This window comes from Achromobacter denitrificans NBRC 15125 (assembly GCF_001571365.1).
Taxonomy (GTDB): domain Bacteria; phylum Pseudomonadota; class Gammaproteobacteria; order Burkholderiales; family Burkholderiaceae_B; genus Achromobacter; species Achromobacter denitrificans.
The window spans coordinates 427,320-446,496 of record NZ_BCTQ01000001.1 but is presented as its reverse complement, the minus strand read 5'-3'; the positions used below and the strand labels follow the sequence as shown (position 1 = coordinate 446,496).

Annotated in this window: 17 protein-coding genes; 4 read left to right on the top strand and 13 right to left on the bottom strand. The window is 67.8% G+C overall.

Annotated features, from left to right (window positions below; all coding sequences use genetic code 11):
* Positions 1–14: 14 nt before the first annotated feature.
* Genes kdpB through kdpF form a run of 3 tightly spaced genes read right to left on the bottom strand, consistent with a single transcriptional unit; the run spans position 15 to position 4,086 of the window.
* Positions 15–2,174 carry a potassium-transporting ATPase subunit KdpB gene (kdpB, locus tag ADE01S_RS02065; RefSeq protein ID WP_062679786.1) on the bottom strand — a complete coding sequence of 720 codons (2,160 nt, stop codon included), beginning with the start codon at positions 2,172–2,174 and terminating at the stop codon, positions 15–17.
* Between the two features lie 38 nt (positions 2,175–2,212).
* Complete coding sequence (kdpA, locus tag ADE01S_RS02060) at positions 2,213–3,997, bottom strand: potassium-transporting ATPase subunit KdpA (RefSeq protein WP_062679785.1); 1,785 nt, start codon at positions 3,995–3,997, stop codon at positions 2,213–2,215.
* Entirely contained in the window at positions 3,997–4,086 is a 90-nt protein-coding gene (kdpF, locus tag ADE01S_RS02055; protein WP_035183859.1) for a K(+)-transporting ATPase subunit F, read from the bottom strand. Before kdpF ends, kdpA begins: the two co-directional genes overlap by 1 nt.
* Positions 4,087–4,806: 720 nt before the next feature.
* On the opposite strand from kdpF, the gene ADE01S_RS02050 reads away from it, so the two are divergent.
* Both ADE01S_RS02050 and ADE01S_RS02045 read left to right on the top strand, forming a co-directional pair.
* On the top strand, positions 4,807–5,082 hold the full coding sequence (locus ADE01S_RS02050) for a DUF4212 domain-containing protein (protein WP_062679784.1): 276 nt from the start codon (positions 4,807–4,809) through the stop codon (positions 5,080–5,082).
* Positions 5,082–7,172 carry a sodium:solute symporter family protein gene (locus ADE01S_RS02045; protein ID WP_062679783.1) on the top strand — a complete coding sequence of 697 codons (2,091 nt, stop codon included), beginning with the start codon at positions 5,082–5,084 and terminating at the stop codon, positions 7,170–7,172. The genes ADE01S_RS02050 and ADE01S_RS02045 overlap by 1 nt, the downstream gene beginning before the upstream one ends.
* Positions 7,173–7,179: 7 nt before the next feature.
* On the opposite strand, the gene ADE01S_RS02040 is transcribed toward ADE01S_RS02045, so the two are convergent.
* The 3 genes from ADE01S_RS02040 to trxB are packed head-to-tail and all read right to left on the bottom strand — an operon-like array spanning position 7,180 to position 9,129.
* The gene (locus ADE01S_RS02040) at positions 7,180–7,509 is read right to left on the bottom strand and encodes a DMT family transporter (protein WP_062679782.1); all 330 of its coding nucleotides are present in this window, start codon (positions 7,507–7,509) and stop codon (positions 7,180–7,182) included.
* Positions 7,506–8,183 carry a Smr/MutS family protein gene (locus tag ADE01S_RS02035; RefSeq protein ID WP_062679781.1) on the bottom strand — a complete coding sequence of 226 codons (678 nt, stop codon included), beginning with the start codon at positions 8,181–8,183 and terminating at the stop codon, positions 7,506–7,508. Before ADE01S_RS02035 ends, ADE01S_RS02040 begins: the two co-directional genes overlap by 4 nt.
* The gene (gene trxB / locus ADE01S_RS02030; RefSeq protein WP_043543697.1) at positions 8,170–9,129 is read right to left on the bottom strand and encodes a thioredoxin-disulfide reductase; all 960 of its coding nucleotides are present in this window, start codon (positions 9,127–9,129) and stop codon (positions 8,170–8,172) included. The genes ADE01S_RS02035 and trxB overlap by 14 nt, the downstream gene beginning before the upstream one ends.
* A 42-nt stretch (positions 9,130–9,171) precedes the next feature.
* Here trxB and ADE01S_RS02025 point away from each other — a divergent pair, with 42 nt between their 5' ends.
* On the top strand, positions 9,172–11,550 hold the full coding sequence (locus ADE01S_RS02025) for a DNA translocase FtsK (protein ID WP_087881333.1): 2,379 nt from the start codon (positions 9,172–9,174) through the stop codon (positions 11,548–11,550).
* Entirely contained in the window at positions 11,550–12,173 is a 624-nt protein-coding gene (gene lolA / locus ADE01S_RS02020) for an outer membrane lipoprotein chaperone LolA (protein ID WP_062679779.1), read from the top strand. Before ADE01S_RS02025 ends, lolA begins: the two co-directional genes overlap by 1 nt.
* Positions 12,174–12,367: 194 nt before the next feature.
* Here the strand turns inward: lolA and ADE01S_RS02015 are convergent, their stop codons facing one another.
* The 7 genes from ADE01S_RS02015 to ADE01S_RS01985 form a co-directional block, all read right to left on the bottom strand.
* Positions 12,368–12,781, bottom strand: coding sequence for a RidA family protein (locus tag ADE01S_RS02015; RefSeq protein ID WP_062679778.1), 414 nt, complete (start codon positions 12,779–12,781; stop codon positions 12,368–12,370).
* A gap of 55 nt (positions 12,782–12,836) precedes the next feature.
* Positions 12,837–14,291 carry an N-acyl-D-amino-acid deacylase family protein gene (locus ADE01S_RS02010; RefSeq protein WP_062679777.1) on the bottom strand — a complete coding sequence of 485 codons (1,455 nt, stop codon included), beginning with the start codon at positions 14,289–14,291 and terminating at the stop codon, positions 12,837–12,839.
* 14 nt (positions 14,292–14,305) lie between these two features.
* Entirely contained in the window at positions 14,306–15,178 is an 873-nt protein-coding gene (locus ADE01S_RS02005; RefSeq protein WP_062679776.1) for a MurR/RpiR family transcriptional regulator, read from the bottom strand.
* Positions 15,179–15,191: 13 nt separating this feature from the next.
* Positions 15,192–16,193, bottom strand: coding sequence for an ABC transporter ATP-binding protein (locus tag ADE01S_RS02000; RefSeq protein ID WP_062679775.1), 1,002 nt, complete (start codon positions 16,191–16,193; stop codon positions 15,192–15,194).
* Positions 16,190–17,197: an ABC transporter ATP-binding protein gene (locus tag ADE01S_RS01995; protein WP_062679774.1), complete on the bottom strand. Its 1,008-nt coding sequence runs from the start codon at positions 17,195–17,197 to the stop codon at positions 16,190–16,192. The genes ADE01S_RS02000 and ADE01S_RS01995 overlap by 4 nt, the downstream gene beginning before the upstream one ends.
* 2 nt (positions 17,198–17,199) lie before the next feature.
* Positions 17,200–18,069: an ABC transporter permease gene (locus ADE01S_RS01990; RefSeq protein WP_062679773.1), complete on the bottom strand. Its 870-nt coding sequence runs from the start codon at positions 18,067–18,069 to the stop codon at positions 17,200–17,202.
* 132 nt (positions 18,070–18,201) lie between these two features.
* On the bottom strand, positions 18,202–19,143 hold the full coding sequence (locus ADE01S_RS01985) for an ABC transporter permease (RefSeq protein WP_062679772.1): 942 nt from the start codon (positions 19,141–19,143) through the stop codon (positions 18,202–18,204).
* Between the last annotated feature and the right edge of the window lie 34 nt (positions 19,144–19,177).

The window sequence follows — 19,177 nt, the reverse complement described above, 5'->3', positions numbered from 1 at the left end:
GGAAGCGAAAGGGGCTAGATCCAGCCCAGCGCGGCCAGCACCATGTCGACCAGCTTGATGCCGGCGAAGGGCACCAGCAGGCCGCCCAGGCCGTAGATGAGCAGGTTGCGGCGCAGCAGCACCGAGGCGCCGAGCGGGCGGTAGCGCACGCCCTTGAGCGCAAGCGGAATCAGCACGACGATGATCAGCGCGTTGAAGATCACGGCCGACAGGATGGCCGAGGAGGGCGTGGTCAGGCCCATCACGTTCAGCACGTTCAGCTGGGGATAGACGGTGGCGAACGCGGCCGGGATGATGGCGAAGTACTTGGCCACGTCGTTGGCCACGCTGAAAGTGGTGAGCGCGCCCCGGGTCATCAGCATCTGCTTGCCGATCTCGACGATCTCGATGAGCTTGGTGGGGTTGGAGTCCAGGTCCACCATGTTGCCGGCCTCCTTGGCCGCCTGGGTGCCCGAATTCATCGCCACCGCCACGTCGGCCTGCGCGAGCGCGGGCGCATCATTGGTGCCGTCGCCCGTCATCGCCACCAGCCGGCCTTCTGCCTGGTAGGCGCGGATGAGCTTGAGCTTGGCTTCCGGGGTGGCTTGAGCCAGGAAATCGTCGACCCCCGCCTCGGCGGCGATGGAGGCGGCGGTGAGCTTGTTGTCGCCCGTGATCATCACGGTCTTGATGCCCATGCGGCGCAGTTCGGCGAAGCGCGCCTGGATGCCGGGCTTGACGATGTCCTTCAGTTCGACCACGCCGAGCGCGCGGCCGCCGTCGCTGACCATCAGCGGCGTGCTGCCGCGGCGGGCCACGTCCTCGGCCAGCTGCAGCGCTTGCGCGGGCACCGTTGAATCCTGGACGCCCAGCCAGGCCTGGACGGCGTCGACCGCGCCCTTGCGGATCATCCGGCCGTTCACGTTCACGCCGCTCATGCGCGACTGCGCGGTGAAGGGCACGAACTCCGCGCCGGACAGGGACGCGGCCGGCGCGTGCAGGGTCTTGTCGGCCAGGGCGACGATGCTGCGGCCCTCGGGCGTTTCGTCGGCCAGCGAAGCGAGGCGGGCCGCGTCGGCCAGTTCGCGCGCCGACACGCCCGGCGCCGGCAGGAAGGCCGATGCCTGGCGGTTGCCGAAGGTGATGGTGCCCGTCTTGTCCAACAGCAGCACGTCCACGTCGCCGGCGGCTTCGACGGCGCGGCCGGAGGTGGCGATGACGTTGGCGCCCATCATGCGGCTCATGCCCGCCACGCCGATGGCCGACAGCAAACCGCCGATGGTGGTGGGAATCAGGCAGACGAGCAGGGCGACCAGCACGGTCACGGTGACCGCGGCGCCGCCGCCGGCGGCGGCCACCGCGTAGATCGAGAACGGCATCAGGGTCACGACGACCAGCAGGAACACCACCGTCAGCCCCACCAGCAGGATGGTGAGGGCGAGCTCGTTCGGGGTCTTCTGGCGCTTGGCGCCTTCCACCATGGCGATCATGCGGTCCAGGAAGCTCTCGCCGGGATCGGCGGCGATGCGCACGAAGATCCAGTCGGACAGCACCCGGGTGCCGCCGGTGACGGACGAAAAGTCGCCGCCGGATTCGCGGATCACTGGCGCGGATTCGCCGGTGATGGCGCTTTCGTCCACCGAGGCGACGCCGGCCAGGACCTGGCCGTCGCCGGGGATGGTCTCGCCCGCCTCGACCAGCACCACGTCGCCCCGGCGCAGCAGGCCCGACGGCTGGCTGACGGCCCGGCCGCGCCAGTCGGCCGGCTGCGCTTGGCCGGCGTCGTCGTCGCGGAAGCCCTTGAGCAGGCGGGCGTCCACGGTGGTGCGCAGGCCGCGCAGGGCGGCGGCCTGCTGTTTGCCGCGGCCTTCGGCCAGGGCCTCGGCGAAGTTGGCGAACAGCACCGTGAACCACAGCCAGATGCTGATCGCCAGGATGAACCCGGCGGGGGCTTCCGCGGCGCCGCGCAGCGCGATGACCCACAGCGCGGTCGTCAGGATGCTGCCCACGTAGACGACGAACATCACGGGGTTCTTCAACTGGGCGGCGGGCGATAGCTTGCGCAGGCTATCCAGCAGGGCCGGGCCGACCAGGGCGCTCGACCACATGCCGAACGCGCGTTCAGGGGCGCCGCTCGACGCGGCGCGAACGGCGCCGCCTCCGACGCCGGAAGTAGAGGTTTCGATCTTGGCCATTTTCAGTCCTAGAGCGCAGCGCGCTACGGGGGTGGGCTTCATTGCAGGTGCTCCGCGACGGGGCCGAGGGCCAGCGCCGGCACGTACGTCAGGGCGCCCACCATCAGCACCGCGCCGATCAGCAGGACCACGAAGAGCGGGCCGGTGGTGGGCATGCTGCCCGGGCCGGCGGGAAGGCGGCGCTTGGCGGCCAGCGAGCCCGCCATCGCCAGGATGGCGACGATGATGGCGTAGCGGCCGAACCACATGGCGATGCCCAGCAGCACGTTGTAGAAGGGCGTGTTGGCCGACAGGCCGGCGAAGGCGCTGCCGTTGTTGTTGGCGGCGGAGGTCAGGGCATACAGGATTTCGGAGAAACCGTGGATGCCCGGGTTCAGCACGCCCGCCTGGCCCGCCGGCACCGACACGGCCAGCGCGGTGCCGGCCAGCACCAGCAGCGGCGTCGCCAGGATGACGATGGAAACCATCTTCATGTCGTAGGCTTCGATCTTCTTGCCCAGGTACTCGGGGGTGCGGCCGATCATGAGGCCGGCGATGAAAACGCCCAGGATGGCGAACGCCAGCATGCCGTACAGGCCGGAGCCCACGCCGCCGTAGACCACCTCGCCCAGCTGCATCAGCAGCATCGGCGACAGGCCGCCCATCGGATTCAGCGAGTCGTGCATGCCGTTCACCGCGCCGCAGGACGCCGCGGTGGTGACGGTCGCGAAGAGCGAGGTCGCCGCGATGCCGAAGCGGGTTTCCTTGCCTTCCATGTTGCCGCCTGGCGAGATCCCGCCTTCGGCGCCCGCCTGCGCGACCATGGGGTTGGCCTGCTGCTCGAAATAGGCGGTGGACAGCGCGAACCCCGCGAACAGCACGGTCATGGCCGCCAGGATGGCGATTCCCTGGCGCCGGCTGCCCACCATCTCGCCGAAGGTGAAGCACAGCGCGGCGGGGATCGCCAGAATCGCGAGCATCTCCAGGAAGTTCGCCAGCGGGGTCGGGTTTTCGTAGGGATGGGCCGAGTTGGCGTTGAAGAAGCCGCCGCCGTTGGTGCCCAGCAGCTTGATCGATTCCTGCGAGGCGACCGGCCCCATGGCGAGCACCTGCGCGCGGGCCACGGCGGGGTCCGTGACGGCCTGGCCCTGCGCGTCCAGCACGGGCTGGCCCCGGGCATCCAGGCGCGGCTGGCTGTAGTGCACCGGCTCGATCGTCTGGGCTTCCAGGTAGGGGCTGACGTTCTGGATCACCCCTTGGCTGACCAGGGCGAGCGCCAACGCCAGGGACAGGGGCAGCAGCACGTAGAGCGTGCTGCGGACCATGTCGGCCCAGAAGTTGCCGACCGTGGCCGAGCAATGCCGCGACAGGCCGCGGATCAGGGCGAACAGCACGGCGATGCCGGTCGCGGCCGACACGAAGTTCTGCACCGTCAGCGCCAGCATCTGCGTCAGGTAGCTCATCGTCGACTCGCCGGCGTAGCCCTGCCAATTGGTGTTGGCGACGAAGCTGATGGCGGTATTCAGGGCCGAATCGGGCGACACCGCGCCCAGGCCGGCCGGGTTCAGGGGCAGCCAGCCCTGGACGCGCTGCAAGCCGTAGACCGCGGCGATTCCCACGATGTTGAAGGCCAGCACGGCCGAGGCATACCGCTTCCAGCCCATTTCGGCTCGCGGGTCGATGCCCGCCAGCCGGTAGATGCCGCGCTCCAGCGGGCGGCCCCAGGCGGTCAGCCGCGACTGCCCGTCCTCCACGGCGATACGGATGTAGCGCCCGAGCAGGGGCGCGATGGCGAGCAGGACTGCGAGGTAGACGGCCAGCAATCCGACGAATTGGGCGGTCATCAGAATTTCTCCGGTTTGAACAGCGCGACCAGCAGGTACACGAATAGCAGCGCGGCCGTCAGGCCGCTCAGCCAGTAGAGCCAACTCATGGTTGTTCTCCCGAAGACAAGGCTTCGCAGAACCGGAGCAGGGCGAAAGTCAGCCCCGCCATGACGGCGAAGAGGGCGATATAGAGGGCATCCACGTTTTTCCTCCCGGGAGCGGCGCTCCCACGAACGACGGGCCTGCGCGGCAAAGAGGGATGCGCGCCGGCAGGCGTAGCGACCAATCAGGACACCGGCAGGTTACGGATCAGGGGGTAAAAATGGGGTATAGCTTTGGGAGGGGGGGATAAAGGAAATATAAAAAATGGCGCGCGGCGGGCCATGCCCGGATACGGGCACCGACGATGCCCGGCTGCGGCGAGCCGCCCCGTCGGGGGCGGGCGGGGGGCGGATGCGGACACGAATTCCGGCCCGGTAAGCCGGAAAATCCCAATATTTAGAACTTTCAGGCCAAAATGCACTTATATGGTGCAGGGAATATGTAAATGAATGCTCCTTCTTAGGGCATTCCCCTAGTGTGACGATCCCGCATCTGGTGCAGAATCTCATCCCATGCAGGTGAGGAGACAAAGCCCTGCATGGGCAAATACCGGCGGCACCGGTACATAAAAAAAGTAAGCAGTACCCAGAAAAAAAGCAAAACGCACAGCGGCTGGCACCTGGTAGTGCCAGCCGTTGTCGCATAAAAAGCCGGCATTGCTTCCGCAGGGGCTTTTCAAGCGCCGCGTTTCGCGATATTTAGGTAGGGCCCCGCTCATCCTAGTTATGCCGGAATCGCGCCTTTCACACCCCAGACCCGCACCCACCCCTTATTGGCGCCGCAACCTGTGGCTGATCCTGCTGCTGCTCGTCGCCTGGGCCTCGCTGACATTCATTCCCTCGTATTTCGCCCGCAGCCTGGCCTTCGACTTCATGGACTGGCCGTTCGCGTTCTGGATGGCCGCCTACGGCGCGCCGCTGGCCTATCTCATCATCATTGCCATCTACGCCCGGGTCATGAATCGCGCCGATGAGCGCGACGACGCCGGGGAGAGCCGCTGATGCCGTTTTTCAGCGGAGACACGCCCCAGGAATTCCGAGTCCGGCTGCGCCGAATCTACGTGCTGTACACGGCCGGTTTCGCGCTGATGATCCTGCTGCTGGCGCTGGCCGAGATCCTGGGCATGCCGCGCAACTGGATCGGCTACGTGTTCCTGCTGGTCACGGTCAGCCTGTACGCGGGCATCGGCATCGTCTGCCGCACCTCGGACCAGGTGGAATACTACGTGGCCGGCCGCCGCGTGCCGGCCATCTACAACGGCATGGCCACCGCCGCCGACTGGATGTCGGTGGCTTCCTTCATCGGCGTGGCCGGCACGCTGTACCTGACCGGCTATGGCGGCCTCGCCTACATCATGGGCTGGACGGGCGGCTACGTGCTGGTGGCGATGCTGCTGGCGCCCTATCTGCGCCGCTTCGGCCAATACACCATTCCCGACTTCATGGGCGCGCGCTACGGCGGCAACATGCCGCGGCTGGCGGGCGTGGCCTGCGCCATCCTCTGTTCCTTCACCTACCTGGTCGCGCAGATCTACGGCGTGGGCATCATCACCACGCGCATGACGGGTATTTCATTCGAGCTGGGCATCTTCGTGGCGCTCGGGGGGATGCTGGTCTGTTCGTTCCTGGGCGGCATGCGCGCCGTGACGTGGACCCAGGTGGGCCAGTACATCATCCTGGTCATCGCCTACCTGGTGCCGGTGATCTGGCTGTCGGTCAAGCACACCCACGTGCCCGTGCCGCAGCTCTCGGCCGGCGCCGTGCTGCAGCAGGTCACCGAGAAAGAGGTGTACCTGCAGAACGACCCTTCCGAAATCGAGGTGCGCCGCCTGTGGCAGCAGCACGCCGATGAAATGGCGCGCCGGGTGGCGGCCCTGCCCGAATCCTGGGCCTTGGAAAAGGACAAGCTGCGCAGCCGGCTGGCCCAGCTGAACGCCAACGACGCGCCCATGGTGGAGATCCGTTCGGCCGAGCGCGAGCTGGCCGGCTACCCCGCCGGGGTGGAAGAGGCGCGCATCGCGTGGTCGCAGGCCAAGGCGTCTTTCGAGGCGCGCGCCGCCCCGCCCACGCCGCATGCCGAGCCCTTCCCCGCCAAGGACCCCGAGGAACGCCGCAACATGCGGATCAATTTCCTGGCGCTGGTGCTCTGCCTGATGCTGGGCACGGCGGGCATGCCGCACATCCTCATGCGCTCATACACCACGCCGTCCGTCATCGAGGCGCGGCGCTCGGTATGCTGGTCGCTGCTGTTCATCCTGCTGCTGTATTTCATGGCGCCCGCGCTGGCCCTGCTGGTGAAGTACGAGGTCTACACGCAGGTGGTGGGGTCCAGCTTCCTGAGCCTGCCCAACTGGGTGCACGCCTGGAGCGCGGTCGACACCAACCTGCTGGACGTCACCGACGTCAATCGCGACGGCATCGTGCAGCTCAGCGAGATCAGCATGGGCGCCGACGTGGTGGTGCTGGCCATGCCGGAGATCGGCGGGCTGCCCTACGTGATTTCCGGCCTGGTCGCCGCGGGCGGGCTGGCCGCCGCGCTGTCCACCGCCGACGGCCTGCTGCTGACCCTGTCCAACTCCCTGTCGCACGACATGTGGTACCGGATGGTGTCGCCGCGCATGTCGGCCGCGCGCCGCGTGATGGTGTCCAAGATACTGCTGCTGGTGGTGGCGTTCGGCGCGGCCTGGGTGGCGGCGCGCAAGCCCGCCGACATCCTCTTCATGGTGTCGGCCGCATTCTCCTTCGCGGCGTCCTCGTTCTTCCCGGCGCTGGTCATGGGGGTGTTCTGGCGGCGCGCCAATAAATGGGGAGCGACCCTGGGGATGGCGGCGGGGCTGGCGGTGACGTTCGCCTACATGACGCACACGCATCCATGGCTGCGCGAATGGGTGCTGGGCGTCTCGCGCGCCCAGCCGGTGGATCTGTGGTGGGGCATCCAGCCGATCGCGGCAGGCGTGTTCGGCGCGCCGGTGGCTTTCCTGACCATCATCGTGGTGTCGCTGCTGACGCCGCCGCCGGACCGGGCGACGCTGGCGCTGGTGGATTACTTGCGCAGCCCGGGCGCGGCGCGGCCGCAAGGCGAAAACGCCTAGCGGCGCCTCAGTGCGCGACCGATTTCGAAAACACGTTCATCACCACCACGCCGGCGATGATGAGGCCGATGCCGATCATGGCGGGCGTGTCCAGGTGCTGCTTGAAGAGCACCGCGCCCACGATGGAGATCAGCACGATGCCGACGCCGGACCAGATGGCGTAGGCGATGCCCACGGGGATCTCGCGCAGCGTCAGCGACAGGAAATAGAACGAGATCAGATAGCCGAACACCGTAACGATGGACGGCATCAGGCGGGTGAAACCCTCGGATCCCTTGAGCGCGCTCGTCGCGAAGATCTCGGCGACGATGGCCACGCCCAGATAAAGCCATTTCATTTGCGGGTTCCTTCCGATTGCCGCAGCAGCACCAGCAGCGCTCCCGCGCCGCCTTCGCGTTCCGGGGCTTCCGAAAACGCCAGCACGTCGTTCTTCTGCACCAGCCAGGTGCGCGCCTTGTCCTTGAGCACCGGCTCCAGCCCTTGCGAGCCGTAGCCCTTGCCGTGCACCACGCGGATGCAGCGGATGCCGTGTTCCAGGCATTCGTCCAGGAAGGACAGCAGGGCGTGGCGGGCCTGCTCGACGCGCAGGCCGTGCAGGTCCAGTTCGGCGCCGGCCCGCCATTGGCCGCGGCGAAGATTGCGGGCGGTGTCGGGGGCGGCGTCGCCGCGCACGAAGGCGGTGCCGCCCTCGGACAGCAGATGGGTGATCTCGCCGCCGTCGGAGACCCCGGCGTCGGCGCGCGAGGGCGTTTCTCCCAGCGCGTTGGCGCGGCGCAACGCGGGCGCGGGCTGCGCGACCGGCTTGTGCTCCACGCGGGCGGACGATTTGAGCGGCGTGACCGATTGCGTCGAGCGCTTGAACGCGGCCAGCGCGTCCTCCGGGGTGGATTCGCTCCTGGCCGCCGCGGCCGCCGTCGCCCGCGGCGGGGCGAGGGCGGCGCGCTCGCGCTCCTCCTGGAGGTCTTTCTTCAGGCGTTTCAGGTCGGCCAGGCCGACCTTATTGCCCCGCATTCTCCAGCCACCGTTGTGCGTCCAGCGCGGCCATGCAGCCCGTGCCGGCGCTGGTGATGGCCTGGCGGTAGACGTGGTCCTGCACGTCGCCGGCGGCGAACACGCCCGGGACGGACGTCATGGTCGCCATGCCCGACAGGCCGCTCTTGGTGACGATGTAGCCATCCTTCATTTCGAGCTGGCCCTGGAAGATTTCGGTGTTGGGCTGGTGCCCGATGGCGATGAACGCGCCGGTGGCGGCCATGTCCTCGGTAGCGCCGGTGTCCACGTGGCGTACGCGCACGCCGGTGACCCCGCTGTCGTCGCCCAGCACTTCTTCCAGCGTATGGAACAGCTTCAGTTCCATATTGCCGTTCTCGACCTTGCTCATGAGCTTGTCGACCAGGATGGGTTCCGCGCGGAACTTGTCGCGGCGGTGGATCAGGGTGACCTTGCGGCAGATGTTGGAGAGGTACAGGGCTTCTTCGACGGCGGTGTTGCCGCCGCCCACCACGACCACGTCCTGGTTGCGGTAGAAGAAGCCGTCGCAGGTGGCGCAGCCCGACACGCCGCGCCCCATGAAGGACTGCTCCGAGGGCAGGCCGAGGTACTTGGCCGAGGCGCCGGTGGCGATGATCAGGGCGTCGCAGGTATAGACCTTGCCGGTGTCGCCCGTCAGCGTGAACGGCCGCTTGGACAGGTCCACCTTGGCGATGTGGTCGAAGAGCATTTCGGTGTTGAAGCGCTCCGCGTGCTTCTGGAAGCGCTGCATCAGGTCCGGGCCCTGCACGCCGTCCGCGTCCGCCGGCCAATTGTCGACATCCGTGGTGGTCATGAGCTGGCCGCCTTGGGCCAGACCTGTAACAAGAACAGGGCTCAGATTGGCGCGTGCCGCATAGACGGCCGCCGTGTAACCGGCGGGGCCGGAACCGAGTATCAAAACTTTAGCGTGCGTAGGCGTGGACATGGGCGGGTATCTTTAGGTTAACGCCCAATTATAATGAGCCGCATGCCGCGTATCTCGACTGCTTCTCCGCGCGCCTCGCGCAATACCCGAAATGGGCCTTCGCCCCTGCAGACGCGTCTGTCCGCGTTGCTGCGCGAGGCCCGCTGGATCCTCTTCGCCGCCCTGGCGGCGTGGCTCACCCTGGTGCTCGCCACCTGGAGCCCGTCCGACCCAGGCTGGTCGCACTCCGTCCCCGCCGGCGCCATTCACAACCGCGGCGGGACCCTGGGCGCCTATCTGGCGGACATCCTGCTCTATCTGTTCGGCTTTTCCGCCTGGTGGTGGGTGGTCCTGCTGCTGCACCGGGTGCGCGCGGGCTACCGGCGCCTCGCCAGCCATTTGCGCGTTACCAATAGTAAGCAACCGGAAGTGTTGCCGCGCGTCCACTGGGAAGAAGGCATCGGCTTCTTCCTGCTGCTGATCGGCTCGCTGGGCATGGAAGCCCTGCGCCTGGCCAGCCGCGGCACGCACCTGCCGGGCGCGTCCGAAACCACCAGCGGGGCGGGCGGCGTCATCGGCCAGACCCTGGCCGACCTGATCGGCCGCAGCATCGGCTTCACCGGCAGCACGCTGGCCTTCCTGGTCATGCTGGCCATCGGCCTGAGCCTGTTCTTCTCGTTCTCGTGGCTGTCCGTCGCCGAGCGCGTGGGGTCGTGGCTGGAGGGCCTGGTGCGCCGTGTCCGCAATTCCTACGCCGCGCGCGAGGACCGCAAGGTCGGCGAGGTGGCCAAGGCCGTGCGTACCGAGCAGGTCGTGGCCAAGCAGGAAAAGCTGGTCCACGAGCAGCCGGTCCGGATCGAACCGGCGATCACCGTCGTGCCCAAGTCCGAACGCGTCGAAAAGGAAAAGCAGCAGTCGCTGTTCTTCGCGCCCGCTCCCGGCGCCGAGGGAGACCTGCCGGCCATCAGCCTGCTGGATCCGCCGCTGGCCAACCAGGAAACCGTATCGGCCGAAACCATCGAATTCACCTCGCGCCTGATCGAAAAGAAGCTGGCCGACTTCGGCGTGTCCGTCACCGTGGTGGCGGCGCAGGCCGGGCCGGTCATCACGCGTTACGAAATCGAGCCGGCCACCGGCGTCAAGGGCAGCCAGATCGTCAACCTGGCCAAGGACCTGGCCCGGGCGCTCAGCCTGGTCAGCATCCGCGTGGTGGAAACCATTCCCGGCAAGAACCTGATGGGCCTGGAACTGCCGAACCCGCGCCGCCAGATGGTGCGCCTGTCGGAAATCCTGGGCTCGCAGACCTACCACGCCAGCCATTCCGTCGTGACGATGGCGCTGGGCAAGGACATCGCGGGCAATCCCGTGGTGGCCGACCTGGCCAAGATGCCCCACCTGCTGGTGGCGGGCACGACCGGCTCGGGCAAGTCGGTGGGGATCAACGCCATGATCCTGTCGCTGCTGTACAAGGCCGACGCCTCGCACACGCGCCTGATCCTGATCGACCCGAAGATGCTGGAAATGAGCGTCTACGAGGGCATTCCGCACTTGCTGGCGCCGGTCGTCACCGACATGCGCCACGCGTCCAACGCGCTGAACTGGTGCGTGGGCGAAATGGAAAAGCGCTACCGCCTGATGAGCAAGATGGGCGTGCGCAACCTGGCCGGCTACAACACCAAGATCCGCGAGGCCATCAAGCGCGAGGAGCCGATCCCGAATCCCTTCTCGCTCACCCCCGACGAGCCGGAACCCCTGGCGCCGCTGCCCACCATCGTCGTGGTCATCGACGAGCTGGCCGACTTGATGATGGTGGTGGGCAAGAAGATCGAAGAGCTGATCGCCCGCCTCGCGCAGAAGGCGCGTGCCGCCGGCATCCACCTGATCCTCGCCACCCAGCGCCCCAGCGTGGACGTGATCACCGGCCTGATCAAGGCCAACATCCCCACCCGGATCGCGTTCCAGGTGTCGTCCAAGATCGACTCGCGCACCATTCTCGACCAGATGGGCGCGGAAACCCTGCTGGGCCAGGGCGACATGCTCTACATGCCGCCCGGCACCGGCCTGCCGGTGCGGGTGCACGGCGCCTTCGTGAACGATGATGAAGTGCACCGCGTGGTGGAGAGCCTGAAGGCGCAGGGCGAGCCCAACTACATCGAAGGCCTGCTGGAAGGCGGCCTGGACGGCGATGCCGAAGGCGCCAGCAGCGTCACCGGCATCGGCGGCGACGCCGAATCCGACCCGATGTACGACCAGGCCTGCGAGGTGGTGCTCAAGCACCGCCGGGCCTCGATTTCCCTGGTGCAGCGCCATCTGCGGATTGGTTACAACCGTGCGGCGCGGTTACTGGAACAGATGGAGCAATCGGGTATCGTGTCGGCGATGCAGTCCAATGGCAACCGCGAGATCCTGGTTCCCGCAGCGGCCGCCCGAGAGGAAGCCTGATGAAGACGTTACGCCGACTGGCCGCGGTCGCGGCCTTGACCCTCGCGCCCGCCGTGGCGCTGGCCGCCAGCGCGCAGGAGCAATTGCGCGCCTTCGTCGCCACGGTCACGGCCGCCACCGGCTCGTTCTCGCAATACACGGTGAACAACCAGGGCCGCACGCAGCCCGCCCAGACCGGCGTGTTTTCGTTCCAGCGTCCGGGCAAGTTCAAGTGGGCGGTGCAAAGGCCTTATGAGCAGCTCGTCATCTCCGACGGCCGCAAGGTGTTCCAGTTCGACCCGGATCTGGCCCAGGTGACGGAGCGCAAGGTGGACGCCGCGATCGGCACGTCGCCGGCCGCCATCCTGTTCGGTTCGGGCTCGCTGGAGCAATCGTTCGATGTCTCGGCCCTGCCGTCCAAGGACGGGATCGATTGGCTGCGCGCCAAGCCGCGCACCGCCGACGCGGGTTTCTCGCGCGTGGACATCGGCATGAAGGACAACCTGCCCGTGCGCGTGGAATTGCTGGACTCGTTCGGCCAGACCACCCGCGTGGACCTGTCCGGCATCGCCGCCAACCCGCAGCTGCCGGCCTCCGAATTCCAGTTCGTCGCGCCCAAGGGCGTGGATGTGGTGAAGATGTGAACCCGTAGGATGGGTGGAGCGCGGCAGTTCCTAGGTAAGAACTCAGGTATCCAGCGCGCGAAACCCATGCGGCCGCAATCGATTGTTTTCCGGCCGGTGCGGGGCACTGTCTGCTCATGGCCGCATGGGTTACGCGCGTTCAGCGCTGGGGTTCTTGCTTAAGGACTCTCGCGCTCCACCCATCCTACGCAAGCTCAAGGGCGTTTGTACGCGATACAGTCGACCTCGACCTTCGCGTCCACGACCAGCGACGACTGCACGCAGGCGCGGGCCGGCGGATTCTCGCCGAAGTATTCCTTGAACACCTTGTTGAACGACGCGAAATCGCGCGCGTCGTCCAGCCATACGCCGCAACGGATCACGTGCTCCGGTCCGTAGCCGGCTTCCTTCAGGATGGCCAGCACTTGCTGGATGGCCTTGTGGCTCTGGGTCACGATGCCGCCTTCGACGACTTCGCCGTTTTCCATCGGCACCTGGCCGGACACGTGCAGCCAGCCGTCGGCCGCGACCGCGCGGGCAAACGGCATGTGTGAGCCGCCCTGGCCGGTGCCGCCTGCGACGCCGTAGCGGGTGATGCCGTTGTTGTCGGCGGTGGGAGCAGCGCTCATGGTTCTCTCCTTGAAATGAAGGCTTTTGTTGCGCCGGGCGGCGTCCACCCGGGGGTCAGCGGAAATTCTTGCGCAGGTCGCCGCTGCGCGGCAGCCAGCGGCCAGCACGGTCTCCGGTGGGCTGCCCGTTGCGATAGGACAGCGCGCCGTTGACCCACACCGCCTCGATGCCGGCGGCCGTCTGCACGGGCTCGGAGAAGGTGGCGCGGTCGATGACCGTGGCCGGATTGAACAGCACCAGGTCGGCGTGGTAGCCCTCGCGCACCAGGCCGCGCTCGGCCAGGCCGAAGCGGGCGGCGGACAGGCCCGTCATCTTGTGCACCGCTTCGGCCAGCGGGAACAGGCCGACGTCGCGGCTGTAGTGGCCCAGCACGCGCGGGAAGGCGCCCCACAGGCGCGGATGCGGCATCGGGTCGTTGGGCAGGCCGTCCGAGCCCACCATGGTGAGGCGGTGCGAGAGCACGCGGCGCACGTCGTCCTCGTGCATGTTGTGATAGACGGCGCCGGCCGGCTGCAGGCGCGCGGCCGCTTCCATCAGGCTCACGCCCCAGTCGGCCGCGATGGCCGCCAGCTTGCGGCGTGCCTGCTCGGGATGGGGCACCGACCAGGTGATGTCGATATCGAATTCGTCGGTGACCTGCTTCAGGTCCAGCGTGGACGAACTGGCGGAGTAGGGGTAGCAGTCGCAGCCCACGTGCTGCAGGCGCCCCGCGTGCTCCAGCGTGGACAGCACTTCGCGCGTGCGGCCCCAGTTGCCGGCGCCCGCGCACTTGAGGTGCGACACCACCACCGGCACGCGGGCGTGCCGCGCGATGTCGAAGGCTTCCTGCATGGCTTCCAGGATGGCGGCGAATTCCGAGCGCAGGTGCGTGGTGTAGAGCGCGCCGAACTCGTCCAGCGCCTCCGCCAGCAGCTGGACCTCTTCGGTGTCCGCGTCGAAGGCCGACGCATAGGCCAGGCCGGTGCTCAGGCCGATGGCGCCGTGGGCCAGGGCGTCGCGCAGCTGGGCGCGCATCGCCAGGACTTCGTCGCGCGTGGCGGGGCGATCCAGCCGGTCCATGTGATTGCTGCGCAGCGCGGTGTGGCCGACCAGCGCCGCCACGTTGACCGCCGGCCGCGCCGCCTCGATGGCGCGCGTGTAGTCCGCGAACGTGGGGTAGCTGAAGTCCTCCTGCTTGCCCAGCAGGTTCATCGGGTCCGGCGGCTCGCCGCGCAGGGCCACGGGCGAGGCGCTGATGCCGCAGTTGCCCACCACCACGGTGGTGACGCCCTGGGACAGCTTGGGCAGCATGCCCGGCGTGCGGATGACGTTGGTGTCGTCATGCGTATGCACGTCGATGAAACCGGGCGCGAGCGCCAGGTCGGTGCCGTCGAAGAGGTGGCGCGCGGCGGCGCCGGGCAGCTCGCCGATGGCGGCGATGCGGCCGTCGGCCAGGGCGACGCTGGCCCGGTAGCCGGCGCTGCCGGTGCCGTCCAGGACCAGCACGTTGCCTATGAGGGTGTCGTACATCTCGTGTTCCAGGTTCAATCGCCCAGCGGCAAGCGGTTCGGGCCGCCGCGGTGTTCGTCCAGCGCCAGCTTGATGCGGCGCAGGCGTTCGCGGTTTTCTTCTTGGTTCAGCATGGCCAGCTCGGTCGAGAGCAGGTCGATCGCAAGCATCATCGCGTAGCGCGAGGCCGAGGGCTTGTAGATGAAGTCGGTTTCGTCCGTGCGGATGGGCAGCACCACGTCGGCCAGCCTGGCCAGTTCGGAGGTGGCGTCCGTAATGGCGACGAGGCGCGCATGGTATTGCTTCACGATGCGCGCCGCGCCCACGATTTCCGGCGTCAGGCCGGAAGCCGAGAGCACCAGCACGGCGTCGCGCTCGTCGAGCGTGGCCGCGACCATGCGCAGCAGCACGGCGTCGCTGTACACGGCGATGGGATAGCCCAGCCGCACCAGGCGGGACTGGACTTCCTGCGCCAGCACGGCGGACGCGCCGCCCATGCCGAACACGTAGATCATGCGGGCGCCGTCCAGGGCGGCGGCCGCGGTCTCGAACAGCGGCTCCGTGAAGACGGGCAGGTGGGCGCGCAGCGTGCTTTCGATGTCGGCGTAGATGCGGGCGTAGAAGGTGCTTTCCTCGGCCGGGGCGCTGGGGTCCAGGAAGCGGCTGCCCACGGTGCTGGCCTGCGCCAGCTTCATCTTCAGATCGCGGGTGTCGTCGCAGCCGACGGTGCGGGCGAAGCGCGAGATGGTGGCGATGCTCACGCCCGCCTTGGCGGCGAGCTGGTCCACCGTGGCGCTCGCGCTCCACATGATGTCTTCCAGAATGGCGTCGGCGACCTTGCGTTCGGTCACGCTCAATGCGTCCCGTCGACTGCGTATCTGGAAGACGATGTCGCGGATGATGTTCATAGTGATTCCTGGATTACTGGGCCAGCTCGGGGTCGTCGAGGCGCGAGCAGGCCGCGTAGTGGCCTGGGCCGACATTGACGGGTTGCACGGCGGAGGTTCCGCAGGCTTCGATCGCATGCGGGCAGCGGGTGCGGAACACGCAACCGGATGGCGGATTGACCGGGCTGGGGATATCTCCCTTGAGCAGGATACGCGAACGCGGGGCGCGCGGATCCGGCACGGGCGCGGCCGACAGCAGCGCGCGGGTGTAGGGGTGCCTGGGATGCGCGTAGACCTCGCGGGTCGGTCCACGTTCCATGACGCGGCCCAGGTACATGACGACGACTTCGTCGCAAAGATAGTCCACCACCGCCAGGTCGTGGGCCACGAACAGCATGGTCAGGCCCAGGTCGCGCTGCAGATCCTGCAGCAGGTTCAGCACCTGCGCCTGCACCGATACGTCCAGCGCGGAAACCGGTTCGTCGGCCACGATGAAGTCGGGCTCCACCGCCAGCGCGCGGGCGATGCCGATGCGCTGGCGCTGTCCGCCGGAGAATTCGTGCGGATAGCGCCGGCTGTGGTCCGCGTTCAGGCCCACGCGCTCCAGCAGCTCGCCGATGCGGGCCGCGCGGCGGTGCTGGGCCAGCTTGTGCGTGTCCAGCGCCTCGCCCAATATCTCGGCCACCGTCATGCGGGGGTTGAGGCTGGCGTAGGGGTCCTGGAACACGATCTGCATGCGGCGGCGCCACGGCAGCATCTGCTTTTCGGACAGCGTGGTGATGTCCTGGCCGTCGAACAGAATGCGGCCGTCGGTCGGGGCGAACAGGCGCAGCAGCGCGCGGCCCGTCGTGGTCTTGCCCGAGCCGGATTCGCCGACCAGGCCGACGATGGTGTTGCGCGGCACGTCGAAGCTGACGCCGTCCACGGCCTTGACCACGGGGGCGTTGCGCGCCTGCGAGGTCGGGAAATGAACCTTCAGGTCCTGGATCCGCACCAGCGGCGCTTCGGCGCGGATGGGGGCTTGGCTACTGGTCATATCGGGTTCACCTTGATGCAGCGAGCGCGGTGCGCGGCCTGCGCCGGCAGGAGTTCGGGCACGGCCGCGAGGCAGTCGGCGGCGGCGAGCGGGCAACGCGGCGCGAAGGTGCAGCCCGGCGGCAGCGACAGCACGCTGGGCACGTTGCCGGGAATGGCGCGCAAGCGTTCGCCGGACGCGAGCAGCGCGGCCGTGGGAATGCAGGACAGCAGGCCGCGGGTATAGGGGTGCGTGGGCCTTTCGAACAGATCGTAGACGCCGGCGTCTTCCACCACGCGGCCCGCGTACATCACCGCCACGCGATGCGCGATCTCGGCCACTACGCCCAGGTTGTGCGTGATGAACAGGATGCTCATGTTCATCTCGGCCTGCAGCCGGCGCAGCAGATCCAGGATCTGCGCCTGCACGGTTACGTCCAGCGCGGTGGTGGGTTCGTCGGCGATCAGCACGGCGGGGTTGCAGGCGAGCGCCAGCGCGATCATGACGCGCTGGCGCATGCCGCCCGACATCTGGTGCGGGTACTCGTTGACGCGCCGCTCGGCGGCCGGGATCTCGACGCGTTCCAGCATCTCGCGAGCGCGCTTGAGCGCATCGGCGCGGGAACCGCCTTCGTGCTGCAGCACGGCCTCGGCGATCTGGTCGCCCACCGTGTACAGCGGGTTCAGGCTGGTCATGGGCTCCTGGAAGATCATGGCGATCTCGGCGCCGCGGATGCGGCGCAGCGTGGCCGGCGAGGCCTGGGCCAGGTCATGCTGCGCGCCCTGGCGGTCGCGGAACAGGATCCTGCCTTCCTCGATGCGGCCGGCCGGCTTGGGCAGGAGGCCCATGATGGACAGGCTGGTCACGGACTTGCCGGAGCCGGATTCCCCCACGATGGCCAGCGTTTCGCCGCGGGCCAGGTCGAAGGTCACGCCGTCCACGGATTTGGCGACGCCGTCGCGGCTGTGGAACCAGGTCTTCAGTCCTTCCACGGAAAGCACGATGTCTCGGGTGCTTGCGGTCATGATTACAGCTCCTTGCGCAGGCGCGGATCGAGGACGTCGCGCAGGCCATCGCCCACCAGCTGGAGCGACAGCACGGACAGCACGATGGCGATGCCGGGGAAGATCATGATCCAGTCGGCCGAGCCCATGTATTGCTGGCCGGCGTTGATCATGGTGCCCCAGGTGGGAATGTCGGGAGACACGCCCACGCCAAGGAACGACAGCCCGGCTTCGGCCAGGATGGCGTAGGCGAAGATGAACGTGCCCTGCACCAGGATGGGCGACACCAGGTTGCGCAGCACGTGCACGGTCACGATGCGCCAGGTGGGAACGCCCAGCGCGCGGGCCGCTTCCACGAAGGGCAGTTCGCGGATCACCAGCGTCGAAGCGCGCACGATGCGGGCCAGGCGCGGCGTGTACACGATGCCCAGCGCAATCACCACGTTGACGAGCGAGGGGCCCAGCGCCGCCACCAGCGAAATCGCCAGCAGGATGTCGGGGAAGGCCATCATGGCATCGATCAGCCGCGAGACGAACTTGTCCGCGGACCGGAAGAAGCCTGCGATCAGGCCCAGCGCGATGCCCAGCACGCTGGACACGATCACCACCGAAAAGCCCACCATCAGCGACAGTCGGCCGCCGTAGATGACGCGGCTGAATACGTCGCGCCCGAAGTCGTCGGTGCCGAACCAGTGCGTCGCGCCCGGCGCCTTCAGCCGGTTCATGATGGACAGCTTGAACGGGTCGTAGGGGCTGATCCACGGCGCCAGCAGCGCCGCGGCGACCAGCACGACGATCACGATCAGGCTGATCAGCACCGTCTTGCGCGAGACCAGCAGGCGCAGCACCTGCCAGCGGTCGACGCCGGCACTTGCAGCAGTTGCGCTTGTCATTTCAGTTGCTCCACTTCCGGTGCATCGAATCGGGGCCGCGCGGAGCCGGCTTTGCCGGGCCGCAGGCGGCGCCCCCTTGAGGGGGAAGCGCCGCAGGCGCTTCGGGGGTGGGCCTCATCATCATCGTCATCATCAGTAGCGCACCCGGGGGTCGACCAGCAGGTACAGCAGGTCGATGAACAGATTGATCAGGACATAGATGGCCGCGATGATCAGCAGCGCGCCCTGGATGACGGGATAGTCGCGGCGCAACACCGCCGACACGACCAGGCTGCCCACGCCGGGCAGGCCGAATACCGTTTCTGTCACGACGGCGCCGCTGATCAGGAGGGCGGTGGTCAGGCCCAGCACCGTCAGGATGGGGATCAGCGCATTGCGCACGGCATGCTTCAGGATCACTTTGCTTTCGGGCAGGCCCTTGGCGCGCGCGGTGCGCACGTAGTCGTCGCGCAGCACGTCCAGCATGCTGGCGCGGATGAAGCGGGTGATCAGCGCGGAGTTCACCAGGCCCAGGACCACGGCGGGCAGGATCAGGTGCGACAGCCGGGTCGCGAGCGAGGCATCGGGGCCGCCGTAGCCGGCGACGGGCAGCCAGCCCAGCTTTACCGAAAACAATTGCATCAGCAGCAGGCCCAGCCAGAAGCTCGGGACGCTGGAGGTGAACATCGAGAACGACAGCACCGACTGGTCCAGCGTGGTGCCGCGTTTTACCGCCGACAGTATCCCCACCGGCAGCGCGATGGCGCTGGCGATCAGCAGGGACATGAGCGTCAGCAGCAGGGTGGGCTCGGCCCGGTCGGCCAGCGCCGCCAGCACGGGCTTGTTCATGAAGATGGACTGGCCGAGGTCGCCCTGCGCGAGCTTGCCCAGCCAGGACACGTACTGCACCGCCAAGGGCTGATCGAGCCCCAGCTGGGCGCGCAGCGCGGCGATGTCCTGCTGGCTGGCCTGCGGCCCCAGCATCACGGCGGCGGGGTCGCCGGGCGTGACGCGGATGATCACGAACACGATGGTCGCGACGATGAACATCACGGCCACCAGTCCGACCAGCCGGTTTAAGAGATAGCGCAACACGGTGAATGTCCTAAAAAATATCCGGGCGTAGGAT